This is a genomic window from Acinetobacter sp. ACNIH1, from assembly GCF_002934695.1.
GTDB classification, from domain to species: domain Bacteria; phylum Pseudomonadota; class Gammaproteobacteria; order Pseudomonadales; family Moraxellaceae; genus Acinetobacter; species Acinetobacter variabilis.
Window position 1 is genome coordinate 754,897 of the sequence record NZ_CP026420.1, and the last position, 13,910, is coordinate 768,806.

General features: G+C 42.4%; 13 protein-coding genes. 8 read left to right on the forward strand and 5 right to left on the reverse strand.

What is annotated here, in order from left to right:
* Positions 1 to 13: 13 nt before the first annotated feature.
* The 3 genes from C3F22_RS03770 to C3F22_RS03780 form a co-directional block, all read right to left on the reverse strand.
* Entirely contained in the window at positions 14 to 619 is a 606-nt protein-coding gene (locus tag C3F22_RS03770; protein WP_104425893.1) for an RBBP9/YdeN family alpha/beta hydrolase, read from the reverse strand.
* Positions 620 to 649: 30 nt separating this feature from the next.
* Positions 650 to 1,666: a sulfate ABC transporter substrate-binding protein gene (locus C3F22_RS03775; protein WP_104425894.1), complete on the reverse strand. Its 1,017-nt coding sequence runs from the start codon at positions 1,664 to 1,666 to the stop codon at positions 650 to 652.
* A 173-nt stretch (positions 1,667 to 1,839) separates the two neighbouring features.
* A complete protein-coding gene (locus C3F22_RS03780; protein ID WP_004784532.1) occupies positions 1,840 to 2,850 on the reverse strand; it encodes a sulfate ABC transporter substrate-binding protein in 1,011 nt (336 codons plus the stop codon).
* 161 nt (positions 2,851 to 3,011) lie between these two features.
* On the opposite strand from C3F22_RS03780, the gene pabC reads away from it, so the two are divergent.
* From pabC to C3F22_RS03800, 4 genes are all read left to right on the forward strand, one after another.
* Positions 3,012 to 3,827, forward strand: a complete 816-nt coding sequence (pabC, locus tag C3F22_RS03785; RefSeq protein WP_104425895.1) for an aminodeoxychorismate lyase — start codon at positions 3,012 to 3,014, stop codon at positions 3,825 to 3,827.
* Position 3,828: 1 nt separating this feature from the next.
* Positions 3,829 to 4,887 (forward strand): endolytic transglycosylase MltG, encoded by a 1,059-nt coding sequence (gene mltG / locus C3F22_RS03790; RefSeq protein ID WP_004784528.1) that lies wholly within the window; start codon positions 3,829 to 3,831, stop codon positions 4,885 to 4,887.
* A 2-nt stretch (positions 4,888 to 4,889) separates the two neighbouring features.
* Positions 4,890 to 5,489 carry a dTMP kinase gene (gene tmk / locus C3F22_RS03795; RefSeq protein ID WP_004784527.1) on the forward strand — a complete coding sequence of 200 codons (600 nt, stop codon included), beginning with the start codon at positions 4,890 to 4,892 and terminating at the stop codon, positions 5,487 to 5,489.
* Between the two features lie 91 nt (positions 5,490 to 5,580).
* Positions 5,581 to 6,021 carry a PaaI family thioesterase gene (locus C3F22_RS03800; protein ID WP_171064820.1) on the forward strand — a complete coding sequence of 147 codons (441 nt, stop codon included), beginning with the start codon at positions 5,581 to 5,583 and terminating at the stop codon, positions 6,019 to 6,021.
* A gap of 117 nt (positions 6,022 to 6,138) precedes the next feature.
* Here C3F22_RS03800 and nadB read toward each other — a convergent pair whose 3' ends face one another.
* Positions 6,139 to 7,767: an L-aspartate oxidase gene (gene nadB / locus C3F22_RS03805; protein WP_034590115.1), complete on the reverse strand. Its 1,629-nt coding sequence runs from the start codon at positions 7,765 to 7,767 to the stop codon at positions 6,139 to 6,141.
* A 115-nt stretch (positions 7,768 to 7,882) separates the two neighbouring features.
* Entirely contained in the window at positions 7,883 to 8,758 is an 876-nt protein-coding gene (locus C3F22_RS03810; RefSeq protein WP_104425896.1) for an IS982-like element ISAba825 family transposase, read from the reverse strand.
* A 227-nt stretch (positions 8,759 to 8,985) separates the two neighbouring features.
* Between C3F22_RS03810 and C3F22_RS03815 the strand changes: the two genes are divergently transcribed.
* The 4 genes from C3F22_RS03815 (at position 8,986) to lepB (ending at position 13,906) form a co-directional block, all read left to right on the forward strand.
* On the forward strand, positions 8,986 to 10,371 hold the full coding sequence (locus tag C3F22_RS03815; protein ID WP_104425897.1) for a Do family serine endopeptidase: 1,386 nt from the start codon (positions 8,986 to 8,988) through the stop codon (positions 10,369 to 10,371).
* A gap of 124 nt (positions 10,372 to 10,495) precedes the next feature.
* A complete protein-coding gene (locus C3F22_RS03820; protein WP_004784520.1) occupies positions 10,496 to 10,981 on the forward strand; it encodes an acyl-CoA thioesterase in 486 nt (161 codons plus the stop codon).
* 258 nt (positions 10,982 to 11,239) lie between these two features.
* The gene (gene lepA, locus C3F22_RS03825; RefSeq protein ID WP_004784519.1) at positions 11,240 to 13,057 is read left to right on the forward strand and encodes a translation elongation factor 4; all 1,818 of its coding nucleotides are present in this window, start codon (positions 11,240 to 11,242) and stop codon (positions 13,055 to 13,057) included.
* A gap of 21 nt (positions 13,058 to 13,078) precedes the next feature.
* Positions 13,079 to 13,906, forward strand: coding sequence for a signal peptidase I (gene lepB, locus C3F22_RS03830; RefSeq protein ID WP_004784518.1), 828 nt, complete (start codon positions 13,079 to 13,081; stop codon positions 13,904 to 13,906).
* Positions 13,907 to 13,910: the final 4 nt, after the last annotated feature.

The following is a 13,910-nucleotide window of genomic DNA, read 5'->3' on the forward strand; positions in this document are numbered from 1 at the left end:
TAATTTGCAGGGACTAAAATGCAAATTTAAAATAATACTTGCTCTCATCAACTTTGCTGATATGGTGCATAGCCTTTTCTGAAATCAAATATTGTTCAATTTCAGGGAAAGAACCAAAACCGGAAGCAACATTGACATGGCCTACAGCTCCCAGATTAATCGGTTTGATCTTCCAGGCTTTCGCCAGAACCTGAGCATCTTCAAAACTTAGCCATGGATCATTTTCACTGATCAACAAAGTCGTTGGAGCCTGAATCTTGAGCTGCTGAAAATAGGCACTGTAATCTGTCTGGCTATCACGGGCAAAACCATTTTCCCCAAAACGTACCGGATTGGCAGGTGCAACCAGCACCAGATTTTTGACTTTAGTATTCAGTTCAGGATGCTGGGCCAGTGCTGCCACGCTAGTCAAACAGCCAAAGCTATGTGCCACAATTTGTACATCATCTGGAATGGCTTGCAGAGTTTTAACAAATTCAGCGACCCATACATCCAGTACCGGATGACTCCAGTCTTTTTGCTGCACACGGGAGCAACGCATGAGCCGGTGTTGCAGGCAGGTTTGCCAGTGATTGTATTCACTGCCACCTACACCGGGAACAATAAGCGTATGAGTCATGTCGATGCTCCTGTATGAAATCAGTTTAAATTATTTTTTTGCGCTGTTAGCTTTAACGATCTGGTCAAAAACACCACCATTTTCAAAGTGGGCTTTCTGTACTTTATCCCAGCCACCAAATTCCTGATCAATAGTCACCAGTTTTAATGGCTTAAAGACTTGGCTGTATTTCGCTAGCACTTTTTCATTACGTGGGCGATAGAAGTTACGTGCTGAGATTTCCTGACCCAGTGGTGAGTACAGGAAGTTTAAATAACCCTGGGCCAGGTATTTGTTACCTTTTTTATTGGCATTCTTTTCAACAATCGCCACGGGTGGCTCAGCTAGAATTGACAGGGAAGGAGTCACAATTTCAAACTTGCCCGGTTGTTCACGAAGGGCTAAATGTGCTTCATTTTCCCAAGCCAGTAATACGTCACCGATGCCACGTTCAGCAAAAGTGGTGGTTGAACCACGCGCACCTGAATCAAGTACTTTGGTTTGTTTATAGATTTTACGAACAAATTCTTGTGCAGTTTTGTCGTTACCGCCCGGTAAGTGTTTTGCATATGCCCAAGCTGCTAAATAGTTCCAGCGTGCACCGCCTGAAGTTTTAGGATTTGGTGTGATAATCGCTACACCCGGTTTTACCAGATCACCCCAATCCTTGATGCCCTTTGGATTGCCTTTACGTACCAGGAATACAATAGTAGAAGTATAGGGTGTTGAGTTTTGTGGTAATTTTTTCTGCCAGTCTGCAGGTAACAGTTTGGCTTTTTCGACCAGTACATCAATATCAGCGGCTAATGCCAAAGTTACGACATCGGCATCCAGACCATCAATCACGGCACGCGCCTGTTTACCTGAACCACCATGTGACTGTTTAAAATTAATGCTTTGGCCACTACGGCTTTTCCAGTATTTACCAAATTCTTTATTGACGTCTTCATAGAGTTCACGCGTCGGATCATAAGAGACATTCAGAAAGTCGCGCGCTGCAGCAGAAAACGAAGTTGCTGAAATAACAGCAGCCAGAACCCCTAGTTTTAGTTTTGTTGAAATGCTCATGTGAACCTCAAACTCTTACACGTTTTGTAACATGAGTGAAGAATAAACCTATTCTTTATGCATAAAAAATAATTAAAAATGAATTTTATATGAAAATATAAGATAAAAGAGTTTATAAGTATTTGAAACAATAATGGCCTTATTCAATAAGGCCATTGCATAGACATTTATTATTACGATTTTGTGCTATTTACCTTTACGATCTGGTCAAAGATACCGCCATTGGCAAAGTGTTTTTTCTGTACCTTGTCCCAGCCACCAAACTCTTTATCAATAGTCACCAGCTTCAGCGATTTAAAGACATTGCTGTATTGTTTTAATACTGCCGCATTACGTGGGCGATAGAAATTCTTCGCAGCAACCGTTTGACCCGCAGGTGAGTACAGGTAATTCAGATACGCTTTAGCCAGATTTTCATTACCATCTTTTTTGGCATTCTTTTCAACGATTGCCACTGGTGGCTCAGCCAAAATCGACAGAGAAGGGGTGATGATTTCAAACTTGCCTGGCTGTTCACGAATCGCTAGGTGTGCTTCATTTTCCCAAGCCAGCAATACATCACCGATGCCGCGTTCAGCAAAAGTTGTTGTTGCACCACGTGCACCTGAGTCGAGTACTTTGGTCTGTTTATAAATCTGGCGAACAAAGTCTTGAGCTTTAGTATCGTTACCGCCTGGCTGATGTTTCGCCCAGGCCCACGCTGCTAAATAGTTCCAGCGCGCGCCACCAGAGGTTTTCGGATTTGGCGTAATGATTTCTACGCCCGGTTTCACCAGATCGCCCCAGTCTTTAATGCCTTTAGGGTTGCCTTTTTTCACCAGGAAAACGATGGTTGAGGTATAAGGTGTCGAATTTTGTGGAAATTTCTTTTGCCAGTCTTTAGGTAGCAGGCCGCGTGCTGCAATCTCATCAATATCTGCAGCTAGGGCCAAAGTCACGACGTCCGCATCCAGACCATCAATGACAGCACGTGCCTGTTTACCTGAACCGCCATGTGACTGTTTGAAGTTAACATCCTGACCAGTAGATTTTTTCCAGTAAGCACTGAATTCTTTATTAAAGTTATCGTACAATTCGCGAGTTGGGTCATAAGACACGTTCAGGAAGTCTTTTGCAGATACGCTAAAAGCAGTTGCCGAAATAAGAGCTGCCAATACCCCCATTTTTAATTTACGGATGTTCATATTTGCCTCAAATGTTTCTTTGTTTTGTTGGATGGGGCAAGAATAGCTGGAGATTTTTTGCAGAAAAAATAATTAAAAACGAATTTTATGTGAGTAAAACAGATATATAGACAGAGCTTATATTTCATCGCTCTATCCGTCACCAGAGAGGCCTTAAAAGCATGCTGTATTTAAAAAATGCTCAACCCGTCAAAGATATAGATGTGCTGGATCGTGCCTTTCATTATGGTGATGGCTGCTTTACTACCGCTCGCATCCGTCGAAACCGGATCGAGTTAGCAGACCGTCATCTAGCCCGTTTAAGGATGAGCCAGCAAAAATTAAGTTTGCAGGCTGATCTGGACCTGATTGAAAAAAGTTTGCAAGCGTTATTGAAATCAGAAGCTGAACTGAACGGCACCTTAAAGATTGTACTGAGTCGTGGTATAGGGCAGCGTGGTTATAGCCTGCCAGACCATCCGGCAGATCTTTGGGTGTTCTATTATCCGAAAACTGTACAGGACTTCAGTTATGAACAGATTCAGACGGGTGTATTGCAACAGGCCATTGGTCTCAGTATGTCGAATCTGGTGGGGCTGAAAACCTTAAACCGTCTGGAACAGGTTTTGCTTAAACAGGAAGCGGATCAGCGTGGCTGGCCGGAAGCACTGGTCACAGATGTGCAGGGTACAATTGTTGAAGGGGTGAGCAGTAATTGCTTCATTCGTATAAACAATACATGGATTACACCAGAACTTCGTTATAATGGCGTCTTCGGTGTGATGCGTGCAGAAATTTTGCAACGTATGCAGGATCAGGGCATTATCTGTCAGCAGCGTGATGTGGAAATGGATGAAATTCCCCATATCGACAGTCTGTTTTTCTGCAATGCGCTCAGTCCGATGAAAATTGCCACTCAATTTGAGCAGCGTGCTTTAAATGTAGATGCTTGTATTGAACTTTTTAACCGTCTTCGATTGAATCAGATGCCTTATTAATATGTCAGCTTCCAAGTCTAAAACCAAAAAGAAAAATAATGCCAAACGCCCTGGTTTCATGAAAGGGATAGTTTTATTTCTAATCGGGATACTCCTGGTTCTAGGGCTGATCCTAAAAGCTAGCCTATGGAAAGATTATCCTGTAAAAGGTCAAAAACAGTTACTGGCAATTAGTAACGGTGAAACCTATTCTGGATTTATTGATCGGCTGGCCAAAGAAAATCATGTCAGCTTTCCGATTATTTTAAAGCTGTATCAGCGCATCATGATTCATGACACCATGAAGGCGGGTGTTTATGAAATTCCTCAAGGTATGAGTATCCGTGCAGTGCTGGACATGATTTCCAATGCAGAAAATGCTCAGATGAACCGGATTCTGGTGATTGAGGGTACGACTTTTAAACAGCTGATTGAGGCCTTAAAGAAAGATGATCTGGTGACTAAAGAAGTGGTAAATTTGCCAACCGATCAATTGCTCAAAGAGCTCAATATTCCATTTAATCATCCTGAAGGTCTGTTCGCTCCGGATACCTATTTCTTTGCCAAAGGCGAAACAGATCGCAAGATTCTGACCGATCTTTATCAGCGTCAGATGAAGGCTCTGGATCAGGCTTGGGAAAAACGTGCATCAGATCTGCCATATCAGAATAAATATGAAGCGCTGATCATGGCATCAATCATTGAAAAAGAAACTAGTCTGGATAGCGAGTTAGAACAGGTATCTGGCGTATTTGTGCGCCGTTTGAAAATCGGCATGCGTCTACAGACAGATCCAACCGTAATTTATGGTATGGGTGAAAATTACAAGGGTAATATCACCCGTCAGGATCTACGCACTTCAACACCCTATAACACCTATACCATGGCTGGCTTGCCGCCCACACCAATTGCTTTGCCAAGCAAAAAAGCTATTGAAGCATCGATGCATCCGGACAATTCACAAAATCTTTATTTTGTTGCAACGGGTAATGGTGGGCATAAATTCAGCAGCAGTCTGCAAGACCACAATAAAGCAGTACAAGAGTATCTCTCTGTTTTACGTTCAAAAAATAAGGAATGAGCATGTTTATCAGCTTTGAAGGCACTGAAGGTGTAGGGAAAACCACACTCATTCGTCGTATCTATGATGATTTTATTGCTCAAGGTAAAGAGGTCGTGCTGACCCGCGAGCCGGGCGGTACACCGATGGCAGAACAGATTCGTTCGCTATTGTTGGCCGTAAACCACGAAGAAGCGATGTGCCATGATACAGAGTTATTGCTGATGTATGCGGCACGTGCCCAGCATCTGACACAAGTGATTCTACCCGCTTTAAATGCTGGAAAAATTGTCTTATGTGATCGCTTCAGTGATGCCAGTTTTGCCTATCAATGTGCAGGGCGTGGACTCAGTGAAGACAAGCTGAATCTGTTGAATCAAAATTTCGTGGAACGTATGCCGGATATTACGTTCTGGCTGGATGCACCGATTGAACTGGGTATGAATCGCGCACGTGCCCGAGGTGCGCTGGATCGGTTTGAGCAAGAGAAAGTTACTTTCTTTGAGAAAGTTCGCGCCGGATATGCCACGCTATGCCAGCGTCATCCAGAGCGGATTAAACGTCTGGATGCGACTCAAACACCGGATCAGGTGTTTGAACAGGCGCTGTCTTATTTAAAATAATTTTATTCTAAAGATATTTTTGGCATACTTTTCTCTAGTTATTTCAAGGAAGAATCTTCTATATTGGAAGAAATCAGGAAGATAAAACATGATGAAAAGTACAAGAGAAGAAATCATCCAGTTTTTACAGCAGGAATTTCCACAGAGCCTGGAAAAGTGCCAGATCGAAGCTGTAGTGCCTCAGGGTGCAATCTTACTGTATCGAGTGAGTGAGCAGGAATTACGTCCCGGCGGCACAGTGTCTGGCCCCACCATGATGACCTTAGCTGATCTGGCCTTATATATTGCGATCCTCGGTGAGATTGGACTGGTTGGCCTGGCAGTGACTACGAACTTAAATATCAATTTTCTGCGTAAACCTTCGGGTGGTGTTGATCTGCGAGGGGAAAGTAAATTGATGAAAGTGGGGAAGGCGCTCATTGTGGGAGAAGTCTGGATTTATTCGATTGATCAGGAAGAGCCGGTTGCTCATGTGACAGCGACCTATTCGGTTCCACCACGTAAAGAACACGTGCATTCCTTAAAATGCTGATTAATTCTTACAAATTATATGCTTTATTTAAATCCTGATTATTCTAAAAACTTAAAAAATCAGAGCCAAAGAAAAGGCAGATAACATTTAAAAATATTATCTGCCTTATTTATATTTTTAAGCATTCACCAAAGGGGTTTCTACTTCAAAACTTGGTGGAATCAGTACAGTTTTACGTAGTTCAGGCAGCAATTCTGGATAATCCAGGGTGAAATGCAGGCCACGGGACTCTTTACGCTGCATGGCACAACGCACGATCATCTCTGAAACTAACACCAGATTACGTAGCTCAATCAAGTTTTTGCTCACCTGATAATCCTGATAGTACTCGGTAATTTCTTTCTTCAACATCTCAATTCGGTGCAGGGCACGTTCCAGACGTTTAGTGGTACGCACAATACCGACATAGTTCCACATGGTCTGACGCAGCTCGTCCCAGTTTTGCAGAATAACTACATCTTCATCAGGATTGGTCACCTGAGAATCATCCCATTCTGGTACCTCAGGGATAGCTTGATCTGTTCTGAAATTTTCCTGAATCTGTTTGGCAGCACTCATGCCATATACAAAACATTCTAAAAGTGAGTTACTGGCCATACGGTTAGCGCCGTGTAAGCCAGTATAAGAAGTTTCACCAATGGCATAGAGTCCAGCAATATCGGTCTGACTGTTTTCATCTACGACCACACCACCACAGGTATAATGCGCAGCAGGAACCACAGGAATCATTTCCTTGGTGATGTCGATGCCAAGTTCTAACAGACGTGCATATAAGGTTGGGAAGTGTTCTTTGATGAAGCTTTCATCTTTATGGGTAATATCTAGCCAGACATGACGAATGCCCAGACGTTTAATCTCATAGTCAATCGCGCGTGCCACAATATCACGTGGTGCCAGCTCTGCACGCTCATCAAAACGCAGCATAAAACGCTCACCATCAGGTAGGCGTAAATAGGCGCCTTCACCACGCATGGCTTCTGTGATCAGGAATGAACGGGCTTGTGGATGATATAAACAGGTCGGATGGAACTGGTTGAATTCCATATTGGCAACCCGGCAACCGGCACGATAGGCCATCGCAATCCCATCACCAGTCGCGATATCCGGATTGGAAGTATAAAGATAAGCTTTCATCGCACCGCCACAAGCCAGGGCAGTAAATGGTGCTAAGAAAGTATGAACTTGTGCACTTGCTTCATTGAGTGCATATAAACCTAAGGCGCGATTTTCACCATCTAAGCCCAGTTTTTGTGAACAGATCAGGTCGATCGCAATGTAATTTTCAAAGATGGTAATATTTTCTTTTTCCTGAACGCGCTGTACTAACGTGGTAGAAATGGCACGCCCAGTCGCATCAGCTGCGTGAATGATTCGGCGCTGTGAATGGCCGCCTTCACGGGTCAAATGTAATTGTTCCTGCTCATCCAGAGTAAATTGCACGCCATGTTTCAGTAGAAAATCCACCGAAGGCTTACCACCTTCCACCGTCTGCTTCACAGCATCCATTTCACACAGATGTACACCTGCAATCATGGTGTCATCAATATGCTGTTCAATCGAGTCTGTCTCATCCAGTACGGCTGCAACACCGCCTTGAGCATAATAGGTACTGGCATCGGTCAGGGTAGATTTGGCAAGAACTGCAATATTAAAATGTTCAGGCAAAGAAAGTGCTAAACTTAGGCCGGCACCACCACTGCCCACAATGATCACGTCAAAATGATGGGTAAGGGGAAAATTATACATGTCCATCAGCTAATTGAAAAAAGTCCGGTAATCAGAGCGCTTTTTTGTACAAAAGGCAAGCGTTTAAGTGCTCATTTATTGATGAAAAAAATTAATAAAAACGCCAATCTCAACTTTAAATAAGCTTTTCAAATTGAATCGGCGAATAACCACATTTTTTATTCATAACGACGCAGACCGTATGTGACAAAATCTTTCTGATAAAACGATGCGATAAGTGCCATAAATCTCTTGCCCTTACTTTTTGAATATTAAAGCGATCAGTTAATTGACCAATGACCGTTTCAATTTTCCTTCGTGCTCTCATAAGCAACCTCATTGATTCTTGAGATCTAGAGTCCGGCATATTCTTTCTTAAAGGAGTTTGTAGATCAACATACTGAAATTTATAGTATTCTTTTAAGCTGGGTCTTAAGTAACCTTTATCTGCACCTAGTAACCCATGAATATTTTCTGTGATTTCTGGTGCAACATCACGCTCATCTACATTTGCTGGAGCGAAAGTATAGCCAGTAATCATACCCTCCAAATTAATTACAAGATGCCCTTTAAAACCATAGTATTTCTCTTGTTGTGCAGCACAATAACTAAAACCTGCATGTTCTTTGAAATTCTTGTGTCTTTTTGCTCGACTATAACGACAAACAGGTATAGGAAATCCATCAATAAAATGAATATGATCCTGACCATAATGTGCAGTTAATTGGGCTGTGATTTTTTGATGAACTTGCCATAAGTTTGCACAATGCTTACAAAAGTTAGGATATGAACCTAAATGAGGGAACCAACTTAAGTAATTGTTTTTAAAAAACATCCATATGCTTTTATCCGTATCCATTTTGAGACACTCACCAACAATTTGAATTGTGATAATTTCAATATCGGTTAAAGCAGGTGGAAAACCACGTTTTCTTAATGGTTCAGAGACTATAGTTGGGTAAATTTCCTCTATGATTAAATAGACAATGATGATAAATTCTTCAGTGGACATAACTGTAATTTTATTTTCATAGACGGATTTAAAATGAGGTTATGTCCTTTTTATTTCAATGACTTAAAAAGTTGAGATTGGCGTAATAAAAGCTTTAACTTAATGCTTTAGAAAAATTAAAGGTTGCTAACATTCAAGCTTTCGAACATATTTTTACTTAAAATATATGAAGTTTGTGATAAAACCTATTTACATAAATTTATCAACAATTTGGGTGAATAATTTATATGAAAATTCTGGATTTAAAAAAAGGATTATTTGCAGCGACTGTTACTATGAGTGCTGCTCAGTTACAGGCAGTAACACCCGTCGATTTTTCTAACCTGGTTGATCAGGTCAGTCCGGCAGTTGTCAGTGTGAGTGTTGTCAAAAAAATGAGCGAAGAAGAGCTCTTGCAACAACAGGTTCCTGAAATTTTACGCCGTTTCTTTGGTAATCAAGTGATTATTCCGCAGCCACGTGTACCGCAGGAAAAAACCGGATATGGGAGTGCCTTCTTCATTAGTAAGGATGGCTATCTGCTGACCAACCACCACGTAGTTGAAGATGCGTCTAAAGTGACAATTACCTTGAATGATCGTCGGGAAATTGATGCAACAGTCGTGGGAAGCGACGAGCGTACTGACGTCGCTTTATTGAAAGTTAATGGTTCAGGTTTCCCGGAACTGCGTACTGGTGATGTCGATAAATTACGTGTAGGTGAACCCGTATTAGCAATCGGTTCACCTTTTGGTTTTGACTACTCCGCTTCTGCCGGCATTGTCAGTGCCAAGATGCGTAACATGATGGGTGAAACAGCCGTACCATTTATTCAAACTGACGTTGCCCTCAACCCGGGAAACTCGGGTGGACCGCTATTTAACCAGCGCGGTGAAGTGGTTGGGGTGAACTCACGAATCTTCAGTGGTACTGGCGGTTATATGGGGCTGTCATTTTCGATTCCGATTGATGTCGCTATGGAAGTCGCTGACCAGCTGAAACGTGATGGTAAGGTGACTCGTTCTTATCTGGGGGTAAGCCTGCAAGATATCGACCGTACTTTGGCTGAATCTTATAAATTATCTAAGCCAGAAGGTTCTTTAATTACCCAGGTTGCACCAAATTCGCCAGCGGCTAAAGCGGGTCTGCAAGCCGGTGATGTGATTTTAAAATACAATGGTACTGATATTTCACGCACTAGCCAGTTGCTGAACTATTTGAACCGTTCTGCGCCTAAACAGCAGATCCAGTTAGAAATATTACGTGATGATAAACGTCGTAATATCAATGCAACACTCACGATTGCGCCAGATGAAACGCCAGCCAAAGCAGGCAACCAGGCTCAGCCAAATAAAGGTCCGGTATTAGGCGTTACTATTCGTGAATTAAGTCCGGCTGAAAAAGAGCGTTTAGAGATTAAGGGTGGTGTAGTCATTCAGGACGTTCGTAGAGACGGGATCGCAGCTCAGGCACGGATCATGCCAAATGATGTTGTGACTCAAATCAATGGTAAAGCGATATTGAACAGTAACCAGTTTGTGGAAGCTGTGGCAGACCTGAAAAAAGGTAGTGTTGCCCGTGTCGGTCTGATTCGTCAGGGTCAACGTGCCATTGTCGGGATGCGCATTTCATAAAATATATGAATCTTCAATAAAAGACCGCTTGTATAGGCGGTTTTTTATTTTTCGCAATTTACCCGAGCCATAATTTCTGTAGACTCTGTACATGGAAAAAATTGCGATAAAGGATAAGAGAAAAGTGACTGGTATTTTTGACCAAGTTTTAAAGGTACATCCTGAACATATTGATCGTCTAGGACATGTGAATAACGTCATTTATGTGCAGTGGATGCAGGATGTGGCCTCGGCCCATATCGAGCAATTAGGACTCGGTTTAAATGAGTATCTGCAACTTAAACATGCCATGGTTGCAGTTGAACATCATGTCCAGTATCGCAAGGCGGCATTTGAAGGGGATGAGCTGATTCTACGAACCTGGTTAAGTGATTTGAATGCCTTATATTCATTCAGACAGTATGCTTTTTATCGTCCACAGGATCAGAATGTCCTATTTACCGGTAGCACGCAGTGGGCTTGTATCGAAATTGCGTCGGGTCGCCCGAAGCGTATGTCGCCAAGTTTTACCCAAGCTTATCAGCCCCTCTCAGACAGTATTAACCCTTATGATTTTTCTACTTTATATTTGAGTGAAGAAGCAAAGGCAATAAGAGAAGAATCAATCTAATAAGGTGATGATATTGAGATCGAATAGAAGGCAGCTACTAAATAGGAAACAGCCCATTTAACAAGCTGTTTCTAAGAAAAAGCTGAGGAAAAGAAAAATAAGAAGAAACTGGTCATGTGCTTAAGACAGCTAAGAGAGAAGAAAGATAATTCTTTTTCTGTATCTCCATTCTGCTATAATCCTCGGCAATTTCTATTCGGCTTTTGTTATGCAATGACTTTTTAAATTGCATGGCGCGTTTTTTTCTCAAGGTAGCCCATGGCGCAAGCTAAAAAATCTGTTGATATTAAAAACATTCGTAACTTCTCGATTATTGCGCATATTGACCACGGTAAATCGACTCTGGCAGACCGTTTTATTCAAACTTGTGGTGGTTTACAGGATCGTGAAATGCAGGCTCAAGTTCTTGATTCTATGGAACTTGAACGCGAACGTGGGATTACCATCAAAGCGGCTTCGGTCACCTTGTACTATACCCATCCAAATGGTCAAGAGTATCAGTTGAACTTCATTGATACCCCGGGACACGTGGATTTCTCTTATGAAGTTTCACGTTCTTTAGCGGCCTGTGAAGGTGCACTTCTCGTTGTGGATGCAGCGCAAGGGGTAGAAGCGCAGTCTGTAGCAAACTGCTATACCGCGATTGAGCAGGGTCTGGAAGTTTTACCAGTACTGAACAAGATTGACTTGCCACAGGCTGAACCCGAACGTGTAATTCAGGAAATTGAAGATATTATCGGGATTGAAGCGACTGAAGCACCGACCTGTTCAGCAAAAACTGGCCTAGGTATTGAAGGTGTACTTGAAACGCTGGTGAATGTCATTCCTGCACCAACAGGTGAACGTGATGCACCGCTGCAAGCGTTGATTATTGACTCATGGTTCGATAACTACTTGGGCGTGGTATCTCTAGTTCGTGTGAAACAGGGGCGTGTTCGCAAAGGCGACAAGATGCTGGTGAAATCGACGGGTCAGACACATATCATCACTTCAGTCGGTATTTTCAATCCGAAGCATACTGAAACCGATATCCTTGAAGCGGGTGAAGTTGGTTTCGTGATTGCCGGTATTAAAGACATTTTTGGTGCACCAGTGGGTGATACCATTACACTGGCAACTACTCCAGAAGTTCCAACATTACCTGGTTTCAAAAAAGTAAAACCACAGGTCTATGCGGGCCTGTTCCCAATCGATTCCAGTGATTTTGAACCTTTCCGTGAAGCATTGCATAAACTGCAAATCAATGACTCTGCGCTGTTCTTCGAACCAGAAAGTTCTGATGCTCTAGGCTTCGGTTTCCGCTGTGGCTTCTTAGGTATGCTGCACATGGAGATCGTACAGGAGCGTCTAGAACGTGAATACGATCTGGATTTGATCTCTTCAGCACCAACTGTAATTTATGAAGCAGTGATGAAAAATGGCAATACCATTTACATCGATAGTCCGTCAAAAATGCCAGATGGCTCAACTGTTGAAGACCTGCGTGAACCAATTGCAGAGTGTCATATCCTCGTGCCACAGGAATACCTGGGTAATGTCATGACCCTATGTATTGAGCGCCGTGGTGTACAGAAAGACATGAAGTTCATGGCGAATCAGGTATCCGTTACTTTTGAAATTCCAATGGCCGAAGTGGTGATGGATTTCTTTGATAAATTGAAATCTTGTTCACGTGGTTTTGCGTCACTAGATTACAACTTTGTGCGTTTTGAAAGTTCATCACTGGTGAAAGTGGATGTCCTGATCAATGGTGAAAAAGTCGATGCTTTAGCAATGATTTGCCATCGTCAGGATGCACGTCATCGTGGAATTGCACTGGTTGAAAAAATGAAAGACCTGATTCCTCGTCAGATGTTTGATGTGGCAATTCAGGCTGCTATTGGTGCGCAAATTATTGCCCGTTCTACTGTAAAAGCAATGCGTAAAAACGTATTGGCAAAATGTTATGGTGGGGACGTATCACGTAAGAAGAAACTTCTTGCAAAACAGAAAGAAGGTAAGAAACGTATGAAACAGGTGGGTAGCGTTGAAATTCCACAAGAAGCGTTCTTAGCTGTACTGAAAGTCGAACGCTAATACTATAAGGATAATAAGCCCATGGATTTTGATTTTAATTTGATTCTTGTTCCTGCGACCTTATTTTTCGTCGCGGTCTGGTTGCTGGATAAGTTTGTTCTGAAACAACGACAGACCAAAGGTAAGGGCAATGAAAACTTCATTATTACCTGGGCTTATGATTTCTGGCCGGTTTTGGCGGTCGTTTTAGTATTGCGTTCTTTCCTGTACGAACCTTTCAATATTCCATCAGACTCCATGGTTCCAACCCTGGAAACCGGTGATTTTATCCTGGTCAATAAATTTGACTATGGTGTGAAATTACCAATTGTTAATACAAAAATTCTGGATACAGGTAGCCCGGAGCGTGGTGATGTCGTGGTCTTCCGCTATCCGCCACAACCAACGATTAGCTATATCAAACGTGTAATTGGTTTGCCAGGTGATCATATTGTTTATGATCATGGCCAGTTAACCATTAATGGTGAGAAAGTAGCAAAAGTTCCAGTAGAATTCAGCCGTGAAAAAGATCGCCTGGATACGCCAAATTCGATTTATCATAAAGAAACCATTGGCGAACATACTTTCACTATGCGTGAACTGGAAGGAGTAAATGTAGCTCGTCAGGCTCCATTCCTTAACTATATAGAAAATGGTAAGTTTTCAGCTGAAAATGGTTTATATTGGGAAGTGAAAGTTCCAGAAGGCCATTACTTTGCGATGGGGGATAATCGCGATCAAAGTGCTGACAGTCGTTTCTGGGGCTTTGTTCCGGAAGAAAACTTAACAGGTCGCGCATTCTATATCTGGATGCATAAAGAACCTGGCTTTAAACTGCCATCGTTTAGTCGAAACGGAATAATCGATTAATTAT